Source organism: Mobiluncus mulieris ATCC 35243, assembly GCF_000160615.1.
In the GTDB taxonomy this organism is placed as follows: Bacteria; Actinomycetota; Actinomycetes; order Actinomycetales; family Actinomycetaceae; genus Mobiluncus; species Mobiluncus mulieris.
Map to the genome: position 1 here is coordinate 365,060 of NZ_GG668518.1, position 21,388 is coordinate 386,447.

Genomic DNA, 21,388 nt, shown 5'->3' on the forward strand with positions numbered 1-21,388 from the left:
GTTTTTTCGGTTTCACGAGGTGCTTGCCCGGATGTGTCCCTAAGCCAGATTATGGCAGTAGCCAAGCGTCTTGGGCATTGAAATCCAAGGCCACGAAATCTCTGGGGCCAAAAGGAAACTGTGCGGCGTCGGCGCGGATTTTCAGGGTGCCGTGAATGGTTTCCACCAAAAAATTACGGTTTGCTCCGCAGAATTCGGTTTCCAACACCACCGCTATGTTAGCGTGAACCTGGGTTTCGCGGTTTTTGAACTTACTCTCAAAACGCAAGTGTTCGGGTCGCACCAGCAGCTGCGCCTTGGTGGTGCCAGTGGGAACTAAACCTGAAACCCATACGGTTTTCCCCAAAACATTTACCTGATAGCTCCCGGCGGTAACCGCGCTAATCGCGCAGGACAACAGATTAATATCGCCCAAAGCACGGGCGCAAACCACCGAGGTTGGGCGCAAATACATATCTTGGGGTCGCCCCACCCCTTCGATGTGCCCCCGGTGCATAACCAGGATTTTTTCGCCCAGAGCCATTGCTTCTTGCGGGTCGTGCGTAACCAACAAAACACTCATACCCCGGCGGCGTTGCGCATCCTTGATGTCGCGTCGTACCTGTTCTCGTGTGCTGGGATCTAGATTAGCGGTGGGTTCGTCGAGCAGGAGCAACCGAGGGTGCAGCACCAAAGCGCGGGCTATTGCCACTCGCTGGGATTGACCCGCCGATAATTCGGCTGGGAATCGGTCACTGATTCCCACCAGGTTCATAGTGGTCAACAGAACCTCGACGCGCTGCTGTTCCACGTGTTCCACCGCCTTGGCGCCTAGGGGAAATGCCACGTTTTGCGCCACGGTTAAATGTGGCAGCAAGGAATTCTCGTGTGGAATATACGGAGTGTCGCGCTGCGCCGAGGGAATTCCACAGTAGTCACGCCCATCAACGATAATAGTGCCGGCATCCGGGTTTTCCAGCCCCGCGATTAACCGCAGTAAAGTGGTTTTCCCGCTGCCAGAATCCCCGACAATAGTCACCATGCTACCGGCGTTAACATCGAGACTGTCGATGGTTATAGAGACGGATTTTTCGCCGCTGCCAAGGATTTTCTTTACTTTGTTGAGGTGAAGTTCCCCGGTACTTTTTTCAATCATGAGGTGCCTCCCGGAATTGCTACTGCCCCGATAGCCCGATGTTGGCGGCGTCGAAAGTGGGCACTGAGTACTTGGGAACCGGCAGTAATCAGGAATAAAATCGCACTGGAAAGGAACAAGTGCCCATAGTTCGCCCCATCCATCTGCGCCAGCATCGACATGGTTAAAACCTCCCAACTGGTAGAGGGCAGAAACGCCACCGTGGATAAGCTGGAAAGCACAGTTAAAAAGCTTAAACCGGTGGCTTTAATTATAGAGACCTTCAAGTTGGGGACGAGAATCTCGTTTTGTTGACGATCCTGTCTGATGCCTAAGGTGCTGGTGATTTCCCACCACAGCGGGTTGATACGGCGTAAATCAATCTCAATAATATTTATTGCCAGATTCAAACAACGCAGGGTATAAGCGATAACAATTGCTATTGCGCCTTGCCCCCATGAGGTGCCACCCACCAAGGTTGGCATTAGCTGGTAATCACCCCAACGCCAAGGGCGGGCAAAAGCGCACAGGAGGGCGAAAGTCAGTACACTGCTCGGCAGTTGCAAAGACAATCGAGTTATACCATAGAAAATTCTAGGTACGCATTTTTGTGGCCTGGCTAAGGAAATGCCTAGAGCCAAGAACGCAATCAGAGGAACGGCTATGGTTGCCAGTAAAAAGGAGTTACTCAGAGGGGCAACTAATGAAACTGCGGAAATGGTACCCGTAATCGGCTGATGTAACCATAGCCACGTGGTATGCAAAATCATAGCGCCAAGGGCTGCGGTTACCACCCACCCGATTAATGATTGACCTACAGCGATGCCAATCAAAACAAGGGCGAGGGGTTCAACTGGGGTCAGACAGGATCGCCATGTTTGATTGGAAAACCATCCGGAGCTGTAAAAGGCGGCCAGTGGGGGAGTGAAAGACCTGGTTAACAGGATTATGCCAAGACTAAATGTGGCGAGAATCAACGCGTAGACACTCGCGGTTTCCAGGCTGTTGGCAGAGACCGCCTGGGAATATAAGGCGGCTGTCAACACGCGATATTTTCCACCCAGCACTAATGGGGTGGCTAAGTCTGCTGCCGATTCCACCATTAGAATCATGAAAGCTTGCCTGATGGGTTGGCGCACCACCGGGAAAACCATGGATCGCATAATCTGGAAGTTAGAAACCCCTAAAGTGGCAACTCCGGTGAGCAGCTGTGGATTTATGGTACGCAACGCGGATAAGGTTATCAAATAGGCGGTCGGAGTCAGACTGATGATTTGACACAGGGAAATACCCCAGAAACCATACAAATCAAAACCGAACAAAAAGAAACCACTGAAGAGTATTCCAGAACGCCCGATTGATACAATCAGGATTACCGGAATAATAAAAGGACCCAGCAAGGAAGGAAACAGTAAGCCTCTATGCCACCAGATTTTTCCGGGCAAAGGTAAAACCGTAATAGCCAAGGCTGTTGTTGCCCCCAGAAATGTCCCTATAACAGCCACCATCAACGCTAATGCTATGGTGTTAATAATGAGCCTGTGTCCAGACGCCGATAAAGCTATAGCCTTTAAAGCCGAGAATCCACTCATGGAAAAGATTTTCGTAGCCATAAACAATAGCGGTATCGACGTGGTTAACAGCCCCAAGACCACGGAAACCCAAGTCCACAAGCGCAACCAAGGACTGAGTGGTAACGCAGAGACATCACTGGACATTGACATCCTCAATTCCTCGCATTTCGTTGCGGTAACGGGCAATGAGGTGGTCGCGTTGGGCAGCCCAATGCTGGGGATTCAAATGTATCAGGTGTTTTTTTGATGCGAGAAATTCTCGGGTGTGCTTCGAATCCAAGCGGGTTGGATACTGTTTGATACCAATCTGCATGGCTTGGCTCTGGGAACGCAGTGAAACCGCGTAATCAATGTAGGCACGAGCAGTTTTTTGGTGCTGTGAACCTTTAACCAGAGCTACCCCACCTACCTCGTATCCGGTTCCCGATCGGGGATAAATGCTGCGCAGCGGGGCACCATGAGTCTTTTTAGATCTTTCACAATGTGAATCAAACGCTAGGCCAACCGCCACTTCTCCGCGAGCCGCTATATTTGCCGGAGCCACGCCTGACTTGGTGTATTGCAATATATTTGCGTCCAAGCTTCGCAAATAAGCGAAGGCCGCGTCTTCGTGACCCAAGCGTTCAATCTGGGTGGCCACCATATTGAAAGCCGTCCCGGATGAAGTTGGTGCGGACATGGAAATCTGGGCGCGCAGCCGAGGATTCAGCAGGTCACTCCAATCTTGGGGAGGCGCCACCTGAAGTTTTTGCAAGACTGCAGTGTTTACACAAAAACACAGTATGCCCAGATAGATTCCAGTCCACTGATGCTTCGGGTCGCGCCACTGTGGATTCACTGCTGCCGCGTCTTTTGGTTGGTATGCCTGTAAAAGGCCTTGATTTTGTGCCTCTACGTAGCCTTCTAAGGGGCCGCCTTGCCACACATCAAACTCGGGTTTTTCTTTGAACAGTCGCATCCGATTGATAGCCTCATAAGTTGGCAGGCGAGTCATCGCGATTTGCTGGCCGGTCAATGCCTGGTAGTCCTGTCGCCAAGATTCGCAAACCTCGGCAGCTGCGGAGCATAACACCTGTAAAGAACCAGCTTTGGCGGCGTGGTTGTGCCAAAAAACAAGGCCAGAGAGGATTGCGGCACCAAGAACTACCGCCAGTAGTTGAGAAAGTTTCTTGGCCATGTAGCCTCCTGTGGTCAAGCCATGAAATGGGCGGGGCGCGCCGTCCCGCTCCAGTTGGAAGGCGCGCCCCTATTATCACTCGAATCTAGCAGTTAATCACTCTTTCGAGTATTTCTTCTGGTGGGCATTCATGAGTTGCCTCTCGCTTTTACCAATCACGAGCATCAACAAGACGGCTAGCACAGAAACTACAATCAGCACTATAAAGTAGGCGTTCCAGCCAAGTTGATGGGCAATCACACCCATGCCAGAAGAAGCGATGGTGGCACCTAGCAGGTATCCGAAAAGACCAGTGAAACCGGCAGCAGTTCCGGCCACATTGCGTGGCGACAGGTCGATGGCTTGCAAGCCAATCAGCATTACCGGGCCATAAATCAGCGCGCCGATACAAGAAATCACGGCCATCAGCACGTAGAAGTTTGTGCCCACCGGCAGCAACCAATAAATAACGATGAACACGCCGGTCAAACCCAGGAACAGCAAGCCCGCGCCGCTACGCCAGCCTTTGAAAACCTTGTCCGCCACGATGCCACACAGCAACGTACCGGCAATACCAGAGAGTTCATAGAGCGAGAAACCGGCTATGCCGGAGGCCAGCTGCAAGTGGTGTTTTTCTTCGAGATAGAAGGGAATCCAATTCAAAACCCCGTAACGCATGGAGTAGACGAAAATATTGCACACCGCTAAAAGCACCACCACTCGGTCGGTGAGTACATGGCGGAAAATAATCGTCCAATAGGACAGAGACTTTAGTTCCTCGTCTACGGCCTCAACTTTGGCGGGATCATTGCGGTACTCCTCGATTGGCGGCAGACCTTCCGACTCGGGAGTGTCACGAATCATGAGGAAGGCTACGACCGCTACCACCAGGGCAACTAACGCATTAGCCCAGAACGCTGATTGCCATTGATCCCCAGTGATTTGCAGTCCCCAAGCCGCAATCATACCTACGAAGAACCCGCCCACATTGTGGGCGCAGTTCCACACGGCGGTCATAATGCCACGTTCCGAAGTGGAGAACCAGTGCACTAGGGAACGCCCGGAAGGAGGCCAACCCATGCCTTGGAACCACCCGTTGAGAAACATGACGGTGGCGAAGATACCCAGTGAGGCGGTAGCCCAAGGGGCTAGGGCAATCAATAGGTTTGTGAAAGCAGAGAGAGCCAGGCCTAGCGGCAGAAAATAACGCGCATTAGAACGGTCTGACAGGGTGGCCATAAAGAATTTGGACAGGCCATAGCTGATAAGCACAGCGTTGGCGATGATACCCACCGCCACTTTGTCATAGTTTAAGGCTTCGCCCAACAGTGGCCCTACCAGGGAAATGTTGTTACGTATCAAATAGAAAGCCGCATACCCTAGGAAGATTCCCATGAACACCTGACGGCGCAACTGGGGGTATTTCTTGGCGATTTCCGTGTCGCTAAGCCGTGGCTTCGCGGGCGGAGCGGAAAAGAAATTCCGTTTCTTTGGCGCGGCAGGTGCCAAATTTTCAGTACTCATTAGCTTAATCACCTCGTCGTGTAGACAGTTTTGCAATTTCCATGCAAAACAAGCTTGGGTCACGCTTGGTAACAAGCAGTGTCGATGGGGGTCACACTTGGTAACAACGGTGTTACCTGGGGGATATTTCACGCATCAGGTAGCCGCGATACCTGACATTGCGGATTAGGTCGTCTAAACCGGTGGCTTGGTTCAAGATTTTGCGCAAGCGGTAAACCGTGGTTTTCAGGATTTCTTTACCTCCCGGGATTTGTGCCGACTCCCACACTTCGTTTAGTAAAACCCGAGTGGGCACGACCTCGCCGGCTCGGCGCAATAAAGCGAGACACAGTCGAGATTCGATTTCGCTCAGCGGGATGCGCTGGTTGCGGTATGTCAGCTCTAGGGCACTTACATCCATGCGTAGTTCCCCGTTTTCCAGTATTTCTGGGGTGTGCGCCTCGGGGCTAAAACGGCGTAGTACGGCTGAAGCTCGGAGGGCTAGTTCACGAGGCGAAAATGGTTTAGTGACGTAATCATCAGCCCCGGCTTCCAAGCCTTGCACGCGGTCTTCTTCCTCGCCCAAGGCGGTCAGCATTATTATCGGCGTGTCCATTCGAGATCGAATTCTTCGGCACAGTTCCACGCCGGAATAATCCGGTAGCATCAAATCCAGGATAATCAGCGCGAATTTCTCTTGACACACCATTGTCCAGGCTGCGGCGGCACTGCTGGCTGTCGCGGTGTGAAATCCCTTGGTTTCCATGGCAAAGGTTACGATGGAACGCATCTGTGGTTCGTCGTCGACCACCAGTACCCGCGCGGTGTTCAAGGCTTCATTGTCCATCATGGTCTTCCTTTGTAAGGGGTGGTTTTTCTGGCAGGGACACCAGAATTGTGGTGCCGTGTCCGTCAATTGTATCGACGAGTATCTTTCCTCCGTGTAGAGCCACGATTTTCTCGGTGATGCTCAGTCCTAAACCAACGCTGTTGCTGGCTGTTGACGAAATTTTAAAGGGTGTGAACAAGTCGGTTAGGTTTTGCAGTTGTAAGCCTTTTCCGCTGTCGGTTACGGAAAAGAACACGCCGGTGTCGGTTTTTGACACGCGCAACCGGATAGCTGTAGCGTTTCCGCCGTGTCGCAGGGCGTTATTAATGAGGTTCCACAGGGCTTGCTTTAGCAGTTTCTGATCTCCTTCTAGCCATATCGGGGCGGTATCGGTGTCCAGACTGATAGCGGTGGAATGGACTTTGCGGATTTCTTCGAGGATTTCTTGAGCCATGATGCGGCAGTCAAAACGTTGTAGATGCAGTTCAAATAGTTGGGCTTGGAGCCGGGCGGAATACAGGAAGTCTTCGGCCATGTCGATTACGATTTTGCTGTTTGACATGATGATGTCTACGAACTGTTGCTGTGTCGGGGTTAGGGGGCCGGCATCCTCACCGTCGAGGAGCTCTGCTGCGCCGACAATCAGTGATAGGGGAGTGCGAATTTCGTGAGTCAGTACATTAGGCGCGGCTAGTGGTCGATTTGATACCTGTCGCAGCATGGTGATTTCGCGGCGGTTGCGGCGCAGATGGTGCCACAACCAAATGTTGAGGCTTAAAGAGCCCGCAAGTGCTAATCCCAGCATGCCAATCCACCAAGACATACTCTCAGTTTAAGGCTCAAACTTCGTATGTCTGTCGCAATTTGCTTGGTTTGTGGTTTAGTCTATATACTGGTTGAGCACTTCGGGGCATTGGCGCAGTTGGTAGCGCGCTTCCATGGCATGGAAGAGGTCAGGGGTTCGAATCCCCTATGCTCCACCGGACAGACAAAACCGCAGGTCAGAGCGTATTCAGGGTTGCGAAATTGGGGTTAAAACTACCCAAAAACCACCTAAAATTATGGGGGTGTTCGTGGCGAGACGGGCTGCGGTGAAGGCAACTTCTACCAGCTTCAAAGCGGAAGGAAAACCCGGATTGGTTCAGTTGCCCACCGAAAACTTCGACGCTGGTTCGGGTCGTGGGGATGGCCAGTTTCGTGGCAGTGTCCTGCATAACATGTTCGACATATTGAATGTTCTCATTCCCCGGGGTGAGTGGTTTGAAAAACCGATACGACTACTAAAAACTCAAAATCAACACTTTTGTCCACTAAACCGAATCCTGACGGAGGCGGTGAAGACAAGAATCGCGTCTCTCACCACTCGTCATCGTCATCATCAAAGGAATCTTCGGGTTCAGCGGTTATGGGGGAGGATTGCGCAGCTGACGAATCCAAGGAATCGGCGTAAGAGAACTCTGGGGACTGGGCGGAGCCGAAAGCTTCGGGGGAATCCGGGGTAAACGAGCGGGTTGTGCCCGGGGCGCCACCCCGGGAAGACGCCGCCGGGAAAGTGACTTCGATGCGGGTGCCCGAGCCCACCTCGGACTCCACGGTAATTTCGGCCTGGTGCAGCATGGCGGTGTGTTTCACAATCGAAAGACCCAGGCCGGTGCCGCCGGTTTCTTTAGAATGCGACTTGTCCACCCGATAGAAACGCTCGAAAATCCGTTCCTGATCCGCAACCGGAATCCCGATGCCGTCATCCGCTACTCTCAACTGGGTACACCCGCCTACCAAGCCCACCCACACCTTGACGTAGCCGCCTTCGTGGTTGTACTTCACGGCGTTTTCCACCAGGTTAAACACCATTTCGTTCAACAGCAGCGCAACCCCTCGGGCAGAAGCATGCGTCCCTGACAAGCTCAAAGCCACAAATAACTCCATGGCACGCGGTTGCAGACGCGACACCACATCCTTGCAAATCTCGAAAATATCAACGTCGGTGGCATCGTCGGGCAAAAACCCCTCGTCCAGACGCGACAAATCCATAATGTCGCTAATCAAAGTCAGCAACCGGGTTGCCTCTTGTTGAATCCGATTAGCGAAACCCGGAATGTCTTCAGGCAACACCAGCCCGTTACGAATAATCTCGGCGTATCCGGAAATCGAGGTCAACGGGGTTTTCAACTCGTGGGACACATTGGCCGAGAACTCGCGCCGGGTTTTCACCGCCAGCTCCTTGTCGTGGTTTTTTTCCTCCAGGCGTTCCAATAGTGGCAATAATTCGGGATACGTAGGGTGGTCTGACTGCAAAGGATGATTCAAATCTATGGTGTGCAACGGGGCAATCAGAACCTGCGCTTGCTGTTTCGCCACCAGCAGCGCCAGCCCGAACACCACCAGCGCAATCCCAATCAACACCGGCAGACCCGCCAGTAAAGTAGCATAAACCGTGTCTTCGGTTTTCGCCACGCGAATTACTGTCCCATCCGACAGTGCTTTGGCATAATACGACATGTCTTGGTTTAAAGTCACCGACTCTCGGGTGGAAGCCCCATGTTGGTCAGCGCGCGCCCGGCGCACCTCCGGGCGGTTATTGTGGTTTTCCATGTGCGAGGGGTCGAATTCGCTGTCAAAAAGCACTCGCCCGCCCACCCCTATCAAAGTGGTGCGGGTTCGTGGATTGACATGTTGATAATCCCGTAGCACCGCCAGTCGATGGTGCGGGTCTTGCCCGTTCAACCCCAGCGCCAACAATTCGCTTTTATCCCGCAGAGTATCGTGGAAAATCGTGCGATTTTGCTGATAGAAAAACGCAATCACCCCCAGGTAGGACAACACCAGGGCTAGCGCCGCCACCAGGGTCATTGCCAAAAGGATACGTCTACGCATGAGGTGCCTTTCCGCTACGCGCCACAATCAGAGAATCGACTGGCCACTAACAAAATCAGCCGCCCTGCGAGGATACCTTGTACCCCACGCCCCGCACGGTTTTAACATACTTTGCGGCCTCGCCCAGCTTTTTGCGCAAGGTGCGGATATGCACATCCACCGTGCGGGTTTCCCCATGAAAGGAATACCCCCAAATCGAATCCAACAGCTGGTCGCGCGAAAAAATAAATCCCGGTTGGGTCATCAGCTCCTCTAACAGCTGGTACTCCTTTAAGGTCAAGGTCACTGTTTCGCCATTCACCATGACGGCATGCCTAGACAAATTCAAAGAAATTGAACCCAAAGTCAGAATCTCTTCCTCGACGGAATCCTGCGTGCTCCGCGAGGAACGCCGCAACACTGCCCGTACCCGGCTGACCAGTTCCATCATCCCGAAAGGCTTAGTCACATAATCGTCGGCACCCAAATCCAAGGACTTGACCTTTTCGAACTCGGCTCCCCTGGCGGTGACCATAATAATCGGGATATCGGCGGTGGAGCGGTCGGCTTTCAAACGGCGCAGAATCTGGATACCGTCGGTGCCGGGCAACATAATATCCAACAGCACCAGTTCCGGGGGGGTTTTCGCCATCTCGGCGCGGAAAGCCTTGTCGTCTTCACAGCCGAACGCCTCGAAACCAGTGGAACCCAGGGTGTAAACCACCAGGTCGCGGATGTTGCGATCATCCTCAACGAAATAAATCACACTCCTATTATCCCCTGAAAACTCGATTTATGCGTCCACAACTACTTGCGTCCCCGGGTAATCCGGGTAATCGTCTTGACCGGCGCGACCACCATAATTAGGTCATCTTCATGCAGCACTGTGCCAGCGTGTGCTGTGCTCCATTCGCCGTCTTCGCCGCGAATCGCAGCGATAGAAAACCCCTCGCGTCGGCGCACATCCAGTTCCCCCAAAGTGGCGCGGCAATACTTTGGGTCGGGGGTGGTAATCACCAGCGCAAAACCGTGACCCAAATCCATGTAATCTGCAAAGGACTGTGCCACCAGGTGAGCCGCGCGTCGCCCCATCTCGGTTTCGGGGTAAAACACGTGCGTGATACCCATTTGCCCAAAAATCTCGCCCTGTTGGGGATTCGCGGCTTTCGCCCACACCTCGGGTCCCCCCAGGGACAGCAAAGCGGAAGCCGCCAGAATCGAGGCGGCTAAATCCCCGCCTATCGCCACGACAGCCGCGTTGAAATCCCCCACTGCCAGTTGTTCCAAAGCCTCGCGGCTGGTGGCATCGGCGCGCACAACGTGGCGCAAACTGCCGGCGGCATGTTGCACAACCTCGGCATCCTTGTCAATCGCCAGCACATCCACGCCTGACGCTTGCAGCTCGCGAGCCATCGCCAGCCCGAATCGTCCTAAGCCGATAACGGCGACACTGTTTATCATGTTGCTCCTTATTGTTTCCTATTGGGGTGGTTTTTCGGGGGGCGGCGGGGGTTGGGGATGGCACCTCGTGACGCCGTAACTAACGCGTTTTCACGAGGTGCCACCCGACATCCCTGGCGCTCACCCAATCAACGGATAATCCTTGGGCAGCTCATAGACCAAACGACGTTTGCGCGCTCCCCACGCGGTGGCGATGGTCAACGGACCCAAGCGCCCCACCAGCATCAATGCAATCAACAAGGCTTGATTCGCTACTGGCAGACTCGGGGTGATACCGGTGGATAAACCCACGGTGGCCAGCGCGGAACACACTTCGAACAGGCTGCGGCTCAATCCCCAGGGGGTGGTCAGCACCATCAGGAACACCGAAATCCCCACCAAGCCGATGAACAGGGAAAACACGGCTAAAGCTTGGCGTTGCGCGGCGCGAGCCAGGCGCAGCCCAAGAATATTAATCGCCCCCGCCCCGCGCACTTCGCCCCACAGGGTGGCCAAAACCACGGCGGTGGTAGTAACTTTCAACCCGCCGGCGGTTCCGGCCGACCCGCCACCCACCAGCATCAGCCCGTCGGTAACCAGCCAGGTTGCGGGGTACTGTGCCCCAATGTCGATAGCGTTGAAACCAGCGGTCCGTGGGGAGACGGCCGCGAAAAACGCGTTCAACAGTTTCTCGCCGGGATGGTGGGCTCCCAAGGTCGCCGGGTTATTCCACTCCAGGACGGCCATCAGCACGGTGCCCCCAGCCACCAACACCGCCGTGCCCACCAGCATGATGCGCACATTGAGGTTCAACCGCCACCAATGCGGCCCTTTCACCCACAGCACCGCCCACACCGGGAAGCCCAGACCACCCACCAGAATCAGTACTGCCAGGGAACCCAGCACTACCGGGTCGTGGTTGAAACCGGTAACCGAATCCGTCCAGGGTGCAAAACCGGCGTTATTAAAGGCCGAAGCCGCCAGGAAAAATCCGTGAAACACTCCCATCGCCCCGCCCGGGACTTTCCCGGAAGCCCCCAGGCGCCAGGCGAGGATTACGCCGAAAATCATCTGGGCAACTAATGAAAACCCTAAAATTGCCGCCACGGTATGCTTTATTCCTCCCAGCGGAATACCCCTCAGGCTGTGCGCCGCGACTTCCCGGGTGTCGCTGGTGGCACGCCCCAAAGCCAGGCTGACCAGGCTGACCACCGTCATGGTGCCAATCCCGCCCAGCTCCATCAATCCCAGCAGCACCGTCTGGCCGAAGGGCGACCAGTAGGTGCCCGTGTCCACAACAATCAGTCCGGTTACGCAGGTGGCCGAGGCGGCGGTGAACAGCGCCACCGACAGGGGTGCTCCGCCGGGCAAGGCCGGCCCCAGGCTGGGTACCGTTTTGGTGGGGGGTTCATGAGGTGCTATCCCGGAGTTCGCAGCGGCGGGCAACGCCGGTGACTGGTCAAGAATCAGGTTTTCGCTCGCGCCGGTGCGAGCGACTGGCAGACAGAGCAAGACGGTGCCCGCTAGCATGGTTAGCAGGAAGGCTAGAATCACTATCCGTGAGGGCTGTAACGATCCGGTGCCGTCTTTTATCACTGGATAAGCATAAAACTTTACGCTGGCTTTGCAAATAGCTATTGCGTTTGGGGTTGGACTAAAGTTTGCAATAGGTTTAAAGCGTGATGACCCCAGATGATTTTGCGCCCCTGATTGAGAAACTGCAAGCCACTTTCGACACGGTGGAAGCCGTGATGGATCCGGCTTTGCTGCAAAAAAAGATTGCGGACTTGACCGCTCAGGCCAGCGCCCCCGATTTATGGGATGACCAGGAAAACGCCCAGAAAATAACCCAGACGCTCTCGGCTACCCAGTCTGATTTGGAGCGTCTGCAAACCATGAAAACCCGTCTGGAAGACTTCGCGGCGCTGGTGGAACTGGGCGGAGAGGAACTCATGAGCGAAGATGGCCGCGCCGACGGGCAAGCGATTATGGAAGATGCCGAGGCGACCTATAAAACCCTCGCCGCTGATTTGGCGGCCTTGGAAGTACGTACTTTGCTGAATGGGGAGTACGACGAACGTTTCGCGGTGGTTACTATTCGTTCTGGCGCGGGGGGAGTGGATGCCGCTGATTTCGCTCAGATGCTGTTGCGGATGTATCTGCGTTGGGCGGAGCGTCACGGGTATCCCACCAAGGTGATGGATACGTCTTACGCCGAAGAGGCTGGTATTAAGTCCGCGACTTTCGAAATCGACGCGCCTTATGCTTATGGACGGTTGTCGGTCGAGGCCGGCACCCATCGCCTGGCGCGGGTAAGTCCATTTAACGCTGCCGGGAAACGTCAGACTTCTTTCGCGGCGGTGGAAGTAATCCCCTTGATTGAAACTACCGATCACATTGATGTGCCGGAAAGTGACATCAAAATCGACGTGTTTCGTTCGTCTGGTCCGGGGGGGCAGTCGGTGAATACTACGGATTCGGCGGTGCGCTTGACCCACCTGCCCACTGGCATTGTGATTTCCATGCAGGACGAGAAATCCCAAATCCAAAACCGCGCCGCCGCGATGCGAGTATTGCAGTCCCGATTGTTATTGCTGCGCCACCAGCAGGAACACGAGAAAAAGAAGGAACTGGCGGGGGATGTCAAGGCTTCTTGGGGAGACCAGATGCGATCCTATTTCCTTTATGGCCAGCAACTGGTGAAGGACTTGCGCACCGGGCACGAATCCAACAACCCCGATGCCGTGTTCGACGGCGACCTTGACGCTTTCATCGACGAAGGCATTCGGTGGCGTAAACACCAACAGTTGCACGCGTAGGACTAGGGGTTTCTGTTAGCTTTCGGGTGCATGAGGTGCTGGCTCGAAATCAGGTTTTCACAAGGAGTTACGGATAAAACGCGTGTCAATGTGAAGTTATCAAAACGTTACCAATTAAGGTGGAAAAAAAGCCTAGGCAGGGAGAAACGGTTTGATAACCTTCGAAAACGTCACGAAGGTCTATAAGCGGGGCGCGCGCCCCGCCTTGGACCAGGTAAACCTCAGTATCGAGCGGGGGGAGTTCGTGTTTTTGGTGGGAACCTCGGGTTCCGGCAAATCCACTTTCCTGTCCTTGGTGCTGCGCGAATACGGCGTTACCGAAGGAAAAATTATGGTGCTGGGCAAGGACTTGGGTCGGATTTCGCGTTGGAAAGTGCCGCAGCTGCGCCGCCAACTGGGGGTGGTGTTTCAGGATTTCCGCCTGCTGGAAAACAAGAATGTTTACGATAATGTGGCGATAGCCTTGCAGGTTATCGGGAAACCACGCCGGGTGATTCGCCGGGTTGTTCCCGAAGTGTTACAAATGGTCGGTTTGGGGGGTAAAGACAAGCGTTTCCCCCACGAGCTTTCCGGTGGGGAGCAACAGCGCGTCGCGATTGCGCGTGCCATGGTGAACCGCCCGCCAATCTTGTTGGCCGACGAGCCTACCGGGAATCTCGACCCCGCGACTTCGCTGGGGATTATGCGCCTTTTGGATCGTATCAACCGGGCGGGAACCACTGTGGTGATGGCTACTCATGACGAGGAAATCGTCAACCAGATGCGTAAACGTGTCATCGAGCTGGACGAAGGGCGCGTGGTTCGTGACCAAGACCGGGGGGTATACGGCGGCTTGGCTCCGCGTGGTGAAGCCGCTCTCGGTTCCACCACTGGCAAATCCGGGAAAACCGCTCGTCCCGGCCATGAAACCACCACAGCGGAGGGAATCTAGATGCGTCTTGCCTTTGTGTTATCCCAAGTCGGCCAGGGTTTGCGCCGTAACCTGGCGATGAGTGTTGCGGTGATTATCGTCACCTGTGTGTCGCTGCTGTTCGTAGGCTCGGCTGCCTTGGCGCAAATCCAGATTAACAATCTGCGTGATACCTGGTACGGGAAAATCGAGATTTCCGTGTCTATGTGCGCGAAAAACGACCTGTCGCGCGGCTGTAACGGCCAGGAAGCTACCTCGGAACAAATCAACGCGGTGGAAACCCTGTTGAAATCCGAGCGGCTCAAGCCCTATGTCGAAAACGTGTATTTCGAGTCCAAAGAGGAAGCCTACCAGACCTTCAAGAATCTGATGGGTTCCGAGGGGGTTTACCAATATGTTACGGCCGATATGATGCCGGCATCTTTCCGCATCAAACTGGTTGATCCCCAGAAATACCGCGCCGTGGTCGAGGAAATCCAGGGCCGTCCCGGGGTGGCTCAGGTCATCGATCAAAAGAAAATCCTGGAAAAGCTGTTTTCTGGTTTGAACCAGGCCACGATGCTTTCGATTGGCCTGGCGGTAGCGATGATTGTGGCGGCGGTGCTGTTGATTACCACCACAATCAGGCTTTCCGCGATGAGCCGCGAACGCGAGACGTCCATTATGCGTCTGGTGGGGGCTTCTAATCTGTTTGTGCAGCTGCCCTTCATGGTTGAGGGCGCGATTGCCGCGACCATTGGTGCCCTCGCGGCGGTGGGGGTGCTGTGGGGGACGGTAAAGTTCCTGGTTGGCGAGTGGCTGGATGGTCTTTCCGGGACGGTGCGGATTATCAGTGAACGTGATGTGTGGCTGATTTCCCCAGTGTTGGTGTTGGCGGCGATTGTGTTGGCCGTGTTGGCTTCGGCGGTTTCGCTGAACCGCTATACGCGGGTTTGAGGTGACGGTGAACCGGTCGGAAGCAGGATGAGGATGAAACTTAGAGGTGTGATGCGCGTCCGCAGTTTGTGGCGGGTTTCCCTGGTGGGGGCGGTGTTCCTGACGATGGTGAGTCTCGGTGGGGTTGCCGAGGCTGTTCCGCGTGGGGTTTCGGGGGACGTCGGGGTTTCGGGGGTGCCGATTCATGAGGTGCCAGCCCAGATTCCCGGCGTAAGTTCAATATCCCGGATGGCACCTCATGCAGTGGCGTCCACCGAAAGCACCGCCAAACGCAAGCGTTTGGAACAGAAAAAAACCACCGCGAAAAAGAAAGAAACCGCACTGGCCATCCAGCTTGAGGGCGTGAAAGCCAACCTGGTGGAACTGGCGTTACAGTTGGAACGCACCAAAAACGCTATCCCTATCGCGCAAAGCGAACTGGCCGATGCGGAAGAGAAACTCGCGGGAACTCGGCGGGAACTGGCCACGGTGCAAGCCCGGCTAAAGAATGCCCAAAAGCAGAAAGCGAAACTGCAAGGCGACATCGAATCCGGCGAGAAAGCCATCGCTAGAACCCAGGTCACGATTGGGCAAATCGCACAGCAGGCCTATCGGGGTCAGAAACTGGATGCCTCGGTGTGGACGTTGCTGTGGGATGCGCGATCCGCCGATGAACTGGCGATTCGTGCCCAAGCGGTGAACCGGGCGGCACAGTCCCAAAACCAGGTGATACAGGCCGCCGAGGAAGCGAAAGCGGTGGCGGCTAATGCGCGGGCGCGTCAAGAGGCCGTGACGGTGCGCATCGGCGAATTGGAAGTTCGGGCGCGCGGGGCAGTGGCGGCGGCGGATGCAGCCAAGCAAGCGGAACAAAAACAGCTTGCCGAGTTGCAAACCCTGCAAGGCCGCCAAGCCGTCCAGCAACAGCAACTGAACAGCCAGAAATCGGCCTTTGAACAGGAAATTCGGGTACAACAGGCTGCCCAGGCCGAGGCCGCGCGCCAAATCGCCCAACTGGTTAAAGAAGCCCGCAGAATGCAAGCCCGGGTGATTACGGGGGGAGTTTTTGGGGCACCCCTTTCGGTTTTGAATCGCACTTCGCCTTTCGGGTGGCGCACGCACCCTATTCTTAATACCAGGATGCTGCATTCGGGGACGGATTTGGCCATGCCCTGCGGTTCGCCGGTTTTTGCTTCTCAGTCTGGAACTGTGCGTACGTCACAGGGCGATGGTTACGGGAACCGGATTATTGTTAATCACGGGACTATCAACGGGATAGCCTGGCAGACGGCTTATGCGCATCTTTCTGCGTTTAAGGTGGCTGGTGGCCAGCACGTCGAGAAAGGCCAGGTTATTGGGCTAGTGGGTTCTACGGGGTGGTCCACCGGCTGTCACCTGCATTTTGAGACGTGGAAGAACGGCACCCCGATTGATTCGTATCAGGTGTTGATGGGCAGTTTGTAGGGTTGGGGTGCGTCGGGTGGCGTTTCATGAGGTGCCAGCGGGGGATTACCGCTTCGGCTGGTAGGATTGGCTTTTATGGGTAAAAAGAATGCAGCTGGGAAATCTGGGGGCAGCGCGAAAATGACGCCGGCGCAGAAAGCCAAGGCGGCGGCCGATGCCAAGAAGGTCATTGCACGCAACAAAAAGGCCGCGCATGACTATTTTCTAGAGGATCGCCTTGAGGCGGGTCTGTCGCTGACTGGAACCGAAGTAAAAGCCTTGCGGATGGGTCGCGCATCCTTGAGTGAGGCCTGGGTCGAGATTGACCGGGGCGAGGCTTGGTTGCAGGGGGCGAATATTCCCGAGTATTTTTACGGGTCGTGGACGAATCACTCGCCCAAACGGAAGCGGAGATTGTTGCTGCATAAGCGCGAGATTCTGCGCTTAGAGAACGGGGTGGCGGCGAAGGGTTACACGGTGGTGCCGGTGGAGTTGTATTTTATTGGCGGTCGCGCCAAGGTCGAGATTGCTTTGGCTCGCGGCAAACAGGAATGGGACAAGCGCCAGACCATCCGCGAGCGCGAGGATAACCGCGAGGCACAGCGTGCGCTGCGCGACGCGAATCGCCGTCGCGGGTAGTGTTCGCTGCTTCGTTCGGTTTCATGAGGTGCTTGTTTCTTACTTCGGGATGGGCACAGAACAGACAGATGTAGACATCTCGGTATTGGGATAATCCTGTGACCTGGGGTGTTAGGATGGCAATTAATTTAGCAAAATGTTTATGTGTCTGTAATTTTTGCATTAGACTGTGAAAACCTTGGGTGGGGAGTAGTGTAATTGCTAAGTTGTTGTTTCTTTTCTGAAAGGGGAATACTTTGAACGGATTTAGTAAGAAACTGTTGGCTGGGGTAGGCTCAGCGGCACTGATAACGGGGATGGGTAGCATCCCGGCGGTGGCTGGGGATTTGCCCTACGAAAGGTTGGCTGGGCCGTCGGGGGTGGAGACCTCGCTGGCAGTAGCGAAGCATACTTGGGGTGATACTTGGAAGGTTGTCTATGTGGCTTCTAACCGGAATCCGGTGGATGCCCTGCCGGCTGCGACTATAGGCGATGGCCCGGTAGTGCTCACGGATGGCAACACCCTCAACTTGGGGGGAGTGAAACCCAGCAAGATAGCCATTTTGGGCGGTTTGGGAGCTGTACCCCAGGCGATAGCAGACCAAGCTAAAGCTACCGGCGCCGAAGTTGTTCGTTTGGCGGGCGCGGATAGGAATGCTACTGCAGCTGAGATTGCGAAGCGGTGGGTGGCGGTTAACGGTGCCCCGAAGAATGTGTATGTGACCAAGAATGTTGGCAGTGGCTCGCCGGATGCGGTGGCAGCGTCGGTGCTGCGTGACGGTCCGATTGTGACTTTTACTAATGATGCATCAGTAGCAGCCCTGGCAGGAACCGTGCCCGACTTGAAGGCCGAAAAAGTAACGGCTCTGGGCGGCACTGGAGTAGTACCGGACGCGGTAGTCAAAGCGGTCGCTAATGGTAAAGCGACGGCGCGCCTGGCAGGGTCGAACCGTTACGAGACCGCGTTCGAGATTGCGAAATACGCCAAGGCTCAAAAGTCAGGTAGCAATGTTTACTTGGCTTCGGGTACGGCCTTGAAGGATGCGATGGTGGCGGGAGCCGCTAAAGATGGTGTCATCCTGCTCTCCCCGGCTAATGGTGAGGGCGTGAAGAGCAAGGCTGACGTATTGGGTGCCGCGAAGTTGATTGTTATCGGTGGCACCGGTGTTATGCCCGATTCCACCGTCACCGCTGCTGCCACCGGGGTAATCCCACAGCCCGCGCAGGCCGTTCAACCAACACAACCGGCTCAACCAACACAACCGGCTCAACCTAAACCCCGGCAGCCTGAGCCGCAAAAGCCTGCTCGTCAGCCTAAACAGTCGGCTAAGCGTACTCCCACGAAACCGGCTCAACCTAAACCCCAGCAGCCAACACACCCTGCTGGTAAAACACCTGTGGGCAAAGAATGCCCGGCTTCTGCCCCTATTAAGGGTAACCAGGCTTCGATGAAATACCACGTTCCGGGGGGAAGATCCTACAAGAGGACAATCCCGGAACATTGCTTTGCTACGGAAGCTGAGGCTCAGGCTGCTGGCTTCCAGAAAGCTGGAGCGTAGCTTTTACGTATCTACATTGCACAATACGTTGCGGATGGTGGCGCCTGTCGATGTCGGTGACAGGCGCCACCAGCTTTGGTTTTAACCTCCGTGAATTCCGTTGGTCTGTCCGCAAGATAATGCGCGAACGTGAAGTGGTCTGGGTTTTTCCTTGGCGGGTACCTTTTTTCTGTTATTTCATGTTTGCTGGTGTTTCTGCCGTTGTTCGGGGGGGGACACCAAAGACGAAAACTGTTTCGCTTATGTCCTGGGTATGTCCTGACGGTGTGTCCTGGGTATGTCCTGACAGGGTATCCAGGTTTATCAAAACTAGATTTTCTAGCGTTATTGCAAGGTTTATAGCAGTGCCCTGTGTGGGGCTCGAACCCACGACCAACGGATTATGAGTCCGCTGCTCTAACCGACTGAGCTAACAGGGCATATGTATCCTAACAAGTTCTGGGGGCAGTGGCGAAACCGATACGCCGTTTCTGGCATTTTTCCTTGTCGTGGCACCAAATAGACAAACTGGGTATAAGTCTGTTAGACTTATACCCGCAATCCCGCGTAGCTCAACGGCAGAGCGTCCGACTGTTAATCGGCAGGTTGCTGGTTCGAATCCAGCCGCGGGAGCCAGAAATCCCCCTTACAAACCCGCCTTGAATTTGGGTTTTGTTTTTGCTTATTTTTGTGATTCCCTGGTGGTTCGGTTTCCCTGGGTGTTTTCTTTTGAATCTGAGGCGTTGAAGTGATTCCCTGGTGGTTCGGCTTCCTCCCGGCTTCATGGCTCGGTGCCAAAAATGGATACAAAATTACGTTCCTGACCTGCGGTTTAAAAATATTTGGGACTTTAGCCCCTGGAAATTGAAAAAAATCTTACCACTTGGTATATAGTTAGTTTCCATCCCCTCCAACTACTTTCGACTCGGAAGGATATTCAAAGATGAGTGTAAAAGAAATTCCCCCTGTAAAACTAGATGAAAGTGCCGAGGACAAGCGACCCAAATCAGAACGGCGCGTGGCCGTAACCCGTGCGATTGGCCTGATAGGAGGCATCCTCGGCGCGATACTGATTTTCTGGCTGATGCCCGGCGACACTGCCACCGTAGCCGAAGAAGCTTGGAAAGCGGCTCAAGGTGGCGAACCCGACCCGGCGAAACTGGCCAAAATGAACTTCGTGGCCGCGCCCCTAGTCGCGGCGGTGGCTGTTTTGATGGGTGCCTGGTGGATGACCGAGGCTATCTCGCTAGCCGCCACCGCCTTGATTCCCCTCGTGGCCTTCCCACTGTTCAGTGCCATCCTCTATGGTGAAAAGGGCACCATGGCATTCAAAGAGGTCGCCCCACCCTTTGCAGCGGATACTATTTTTCTGTTCATGGGGGGCTTCATCATTGCCATGGGGATGCAACGCTGGAACCTGCACAAGCGCATTGCGCTAGGAGTGGTGTTGGTGGTCGGCACCAAACCCAAACAGCTGATTCTCGGTTTCATGATTGCCACCGGCTTTATCTCCATGTGGGTATCCAACACTGCCACTGCGGTGATGATGCTGCCCATCGGTTTGTCAGTGATTCAGCTCTTCGCCAGCCTGACCAAGGAAAAAGTCTCTACTTCCCACTATGACATTGAAAAAGGTTATGCTGACGCGATTCGTGGTGGTGTTCTGGGCGCTGCTATCAACAAGGACGAAGACCTGGTCACCAAGAAGGCCGAGGAAGAAGGTATCCAACGCTCTAACTTCGCTATCGCCCTCATGCTGGGGATTGCCTACGCCGCTTCGATTGGTTCCCTGGGCACCATTATCGGCACCCCGCCAAACTCCCTGATGGTGGGTTATCTCAAAGAACAAGGTATTTCTGTCGGTTTTGGCGAGTGGATGCTAGTGGGAGTGCCCCTGGCGGTTATCTACCTGGTTTTAGCCTGGGTGATATTGACCTTTGTCGTGTTCAAACCGGAAATGGACGATATCCCGGGGGGACGCGAGCTAATCAAAAAAGAAATGCAGAGCCTGGGCAAACTGCGTGGTGGTGAACTTGGAATCCTGATTATGTTCCTGCTGGCTGCTTTGTCCTGGATTGTGGTTCCCATCTTACTTAAGAATCTGGGGATTGACATTAACGGGATTGACGCGGTTATTGCTATGAGCGTGTCGCTGCTGATGTTTATTCTTCCCGCTGGGGGGCGCACCCGCCAACGCCTGATTACTTGGAATGAAGCCAAGAACCTGCCGTGGGATGTGCTGTTACTCTTTGGTGGGGGTCTGGCCTTGTCCCGCCAATTCTCGAATACGGGAATGTCGAACTGGATTGGAATCCAGGTGCAAAACCTTAAAAACCTGCCGATTTTGCTGATTGTCATCATCATTACCGTGATGATTCTTGCCTTGACCGAGCTAACTTCCAACACGGCCACGGCGGCCGCGTTCCTGCCGATTCTAGGTGGGGTTGCCATGGGGATGGGGATGGAAGGTCACAATATTATGGTGCTGATTATTCCGGCTGCACTAGCCGCCACCTGTGCTTTTATGCTTCCTGTTGCTACGCCGCCCAATGCCATTGCCTATGGTACCGGATATGTGCGTATTGGCGAGATGATTAAGGGTGGCCTCTTGATTGGGGCGCTGGGCTTGGTGCTGATTGTAATCACGGTCTTTGCCTTGGCAGTGCCCATATTCGGGTT

General features: G+C 54.7%; 17 protein-coding genes and 3 tRNA genes. 9 read left to right on the plus strand and 11 right to left on the minus strand.

The annotated features are described in order from the left end of the window. Window positions 1-49 precede the first annotated feature (49 nt). From ccmA to HMPREF0577_RS01500, 6 genes are all read right to left on the minus strand, one after another. Window positions 50-1,135 carry a heme ABC exporter ATP-binding protein CcmA gene (ccmA, locus tag HMPREF0577_RS01475; RefSeq protein ID WP_004011891.1) on the minus strand — a complete coding sequence of 362 codons (1,086 nt, stop codon included), beginning with the start codon at window positions 1,133-1,135 and terminating at the stop codon, window positions 50-52. Further along, window positions 1,132-2,838: an ABC transporter permease gene (locus HMPREF0577_RS01480; RefSeq protein WP_248613627.1), complete on the minus strand. Its 1,707-nt coding sequence runs from the start codon at window positions 2,836-2,838 to the stop codon at window positions 1,132-1,134. Before HMPREF0577_RS01480 ends, ccmA begins: the two co-directional genes overlap by 4 nt. After that, window positions 2,822-3,865: an ABC transporter substrate-binding protein gene (locus tag HMPREF0577_RS01485; protein WP_004011893.1), complete on the minus strand. Its 1,044-nt coding sequence runs from the start codon at window positions 3,863-3,865 to the stop codon at window positions 2,822-2,824. Before HMPREF0577_RS01485 ends, HMPREF0577_RS01480 begins: the two co-directional genes overlap by 17 nt. 96 nt (window positions 3,866-3,961) lie before the next feature. Then, window positions 3,962-5,368, minus strand: a complete 1,407-nt coding sequence (locus tag HMPREF0577_RS01490; RefSeq protein WP_004011894.1) for an MFS transporter — start codon at window positions 5,366-5,368, stop codon at window positions 3,962-3,964. 112 nt (window positions 5,369-5,480) lie between these two features. Then, on the minus strand, window positions 5,481-6,197 hold the full coding sequence (locus tag HMPREF0577_RS01495) for a response regulator (RefSeq protein WP_004011895.1): 717 nt from the start codon (window positions 6,195-6,197) through the stop codon (window positions 5,481-5,483). After that, on the minus strand, window positions 6,184-6,999 hold the full coding sequence (locus HMPREF0577_RS01500) for a sensor histidine kinase (RefSeq protein ID WP_004011896.1): 816 nt from the start codon (window positions 6,997-6,999) through the stop codon (window positions 6,184-6,186). Before HMPREF0577_RS01500 ends, HMPREF0577_RS01495 begins: the two co-directional genes overlap by 14 nt. A gap of 84 nt (window positions 7,000-7,083) precedes the next feature. Here HMPREF0577_RS01500 and HMPREF0577_RS01505 point away from each other — a divergent pair. Continuing rightward, window positions 7,084-7,156: transfer RNA gene (locus HMPREF0577_RS01505), tRNA-Ala, on the plus strand. A 376-nt stretch (window positions 7,157-7,532) separates the two neighbouring features. Here HMPREF0577_RS01505 and HMPREF0577_RS01510 read toward each other — a convergent pair. The 4 genes from HMPREF0577_RS01510 to HMPREF0577_RS01525 form a co-directional block, all read right to left on the minus strand. Beyond that, the gene (locus HMPREF0577_RS01510) at window positions 7,533-9,050 is read right to left on the minus strand and encodes a sensor histidine kinase (RefSeq protein ID WP_004011897.1); all 1,518 of its coding nucleotides are present in this window, start codon (window positions 9,048-9,050) and stop codon (window positions 7,533-7,535) included. Between the two features lie 55 nt (window positions 9,051-9,105). Then, window positions 9,106-9,795, minus strand: a complete 690-nt coding sequence (locus tag HMPREF0577_RS01515) for a winged helix-turn-helix domain-containing protein (protein WP_004011898.1) — start codon at window positions 9,793-9,795, stop codon at window positions 9,106-9,108. A gap of 41 nt (window positions 9,796-9,836) precedes the next feature. Then, window positions 9,837-10,490, minus strand: a complete 654-nt coding sequence (locus HMPREF0577_RS01520) for a potassium channel family protein (RefSeq protein ID WP_004011899.1) — start codon at window positions 10,488-10,490, stop codon at window positions 9,837-9,839. A gap of 120 nt (window positions 10,491-10,610) precedes the next feature. Then, window positions 10,611-12,065, minus strand: a complete 1,455-nt coding sequence (locus tag HMPREF0577_RS01525; protein WP_036342163.1) for a TrkH family potassium uptake protein — start codon at window positions 12,063-12,065, stop codon at window positions 10,611-10,613. Window positions 12,066-12,151: 86 nt separating this feature from the next. Between HMPREF0577_RS01525 and prfB the strand changes: the two genes are divergently transcribed. The 6 genes from prfB to HMPREF0577_RS01555 all read left to right on the plus strand — a co-directional run bounded on the left by prfB (window position 12,152) and on the right by HMPREF0577_RS01555 (window position 18,730). After that, on the plus strand, window positions 12,152-13,288 hold the full coding sequence (gene prfB, locus HMPREF0577_RS01530; protein WP_004011901.1) for a peptide chain release factor 2: 1,137 nt from the start codon (window positions 12,152-12,154) through the stop codon (window positions 13,286-13,288). Between the two features lie 151 nt (window positions 13,289-13,439). After that, complete coding sequence (ftsE, locus tag HMPREF0577_RS01535) at window positions 13,440-14,219, plus strand: cell division ATP-binding protein FtsE (protein ID WP_004011902.1); 780 nt, start codon at window positions 13,440-13,442, stop codon at window positions 14,217-14,219. After that, window positions 14,220-15,134, plus strand: a complete 915-nt coding sequence (gene ftsX, locus HMPREF0577_RS01540; RefSeq protein ID WP_004011903.1) for a permease-like cell division protein FtsX — start codon at window positions 14,220-14,222, stop codon at window positions 15,132-15,134. It abuts the gene before it with no gap. A 33-nt stretch (window positions 15,135-15,167) separates the two neighbouring features. Then, on the plus strand, window positions 15,168-16,574 hold the full coding sequence (locus HMPREF0577_RS01545) for a M23 family metallopeptidase (RefSeq protein WP_004014312.1): 1,407 nt from the start codon (window positions 15,168-15,170) through the stop codon (window positions 16,572-16,574). Window positions 16,575-16,649: 75 nt separating this feature from the next. Next, a complete protein-coding gene (gene smpB / locus HMPREF0577_RS01550; RefSeq protein WP_004011905.1) occupies window positions 16,650-17,192 on the plus strand; it encodes an SsrA-binding protein SmpB in 543 nt (180 codons plus the stop codon). 296 nt (window positions 17,193-17,488) lie between these two features. Next, a complete protein-coding gene (locus HMPREF0577_RS01555; protein WP_004011906.1) occupies window positions 17,489-18,730 on the plus strand; it encodes a cell wall-binding repeat-containing protein in 1,242 nt (413 codons plus the stop codon). 345 nt (window positions 18,731-19,075) lie between these two features. Here HMPREF0577_RS01555 and HMPREF0577_RS01560 read toward each other — a convergent pair. After that, window positions 19,076-19,149: transfer RNA gene (locus tag HMPREF0577_RS01560), tRNA-Ile, on the minus strand. Between the two features lie 121 nt (window positions 19,150-19,270). Here HMPREF0577_RS01560 and HMPREF0577_RS01565 point away from each other — a divergent pair. Both HMPREF0577_RS01565 and HMPREF0577_RS01570 read left to right on the plus strand, forming a co-directional pair. Next, a tRNA-Asn gene (locus HMPREF0577_RS01565) sits at window positions 19,271-19,345 on the plus strand. A 307-nt stretch (window positions 19,346-19,652) separates the two neighbouring features. After that, on the plus strand, window positions 19,653-21,388 hold a 1,736-nt coding region (locus HMPREF0577_RS01570; protein ID WP_004011907.1), incomplete at its 3' end, for an SLC13 family permease.

Excerpts from the sequence above, each read along its gene's own strand:
- ccmA (WP_004011891.1), bottom strand. The coding sequence starts at position 1,135 with ATGATTGAAAAAAGTACCGGGGAACTTCACCTCAACAAAGTAAAGAAA.
- HMPREF0577_RS01480 (WP_248613627.1), bottom strand. The coding sequence starts at position 2,838 with ATGTCAATGTCCAGTGATGTCTCTGCGTTACCACTCAGTCCTTGGTTG.
- HMPREF0577_RS01485 (WP_004011893.1), bottom strand. The coding sequence starts at position 3,865 with ATGGCCAAGAAACTTTCTCAACTACTGGCGGTAGTTCTTGGTGCCGCA.
- HMPREF0577_RS01490 (WP_004011894.1), bottom strand. The coding sequence starts at position 5,368 with ATGAGTACTGAAAATTTGGCACCTGCCGCGCCAAAGAAACGGAATTTC.
- HMPREF0577_RS01495 (WP_004011895.1), bottom strand. The coding sequence starts at position 6,197 with ATGATGGACAATGAAGCCTTGAACACCGCGCGGGTACTGGTGGTCGAC.
- HMPREF0577_RS01500 (WP_004011896.1), bottom strand. The coding sequence starts at position 6,999 with ATGTCTTGGTGGATTGGCATGCTGGGATTAGCACTTGCGGGCTCTTTA.
- HMPREF0577_RS01510 (WP_004011897.1), bottom strand. The coding sequence starts at position 9,050 with ATGCGTAGACGTATCCTTTTGGCAATGACCCTGGTGGCGGCGCTAGCC.
- HMPREF0577_RS01520 (WP_004011899.1), bottom strand. The coding sequence starts at position 10,490 with ATGATAAACAGTGTCGCCGTTATCGGCTTAGGACGATTCGGGCTGGCG.
- prfB (WP_004011901.1), top strand. The coding sequence starts at position 12,152 with ATGACCCCAGATGATTTTGCGCCCCTGATTGAGAAACTGCAAGCCACT.
- ftsX (WP_004011903.1), top strand. The coding sequence starts at position 14,220 with ATGCGTCTTGCCTTTGTGTTATCCCAAGTCGGCCAGGGTTTGCGCCGT.
- HMPREF0577_RS01545 (WP_004014312.1), top strand. The coding sequence starts at position 15,168 with ATGAAACTTAGAGGTGTGATGCGCGTCCGCAGTTTGTGGCGGGTTTCC.
- smpB (WP_004011905.1), top strand. The coding sequence starts at position 16,650 with ATGGGTAAAAAGAATGCAGCTGGGAAATCTGGGGGCAGCGCGAAAATG.
- HMPREF0577_RS01555 (WP_004011906.1), top strand. The coding sequence starts at position 17,489 with ATGGGTAGCATCCCGGCGGTGGCTGGGGATTTGCCCTACGAAAGGTTG.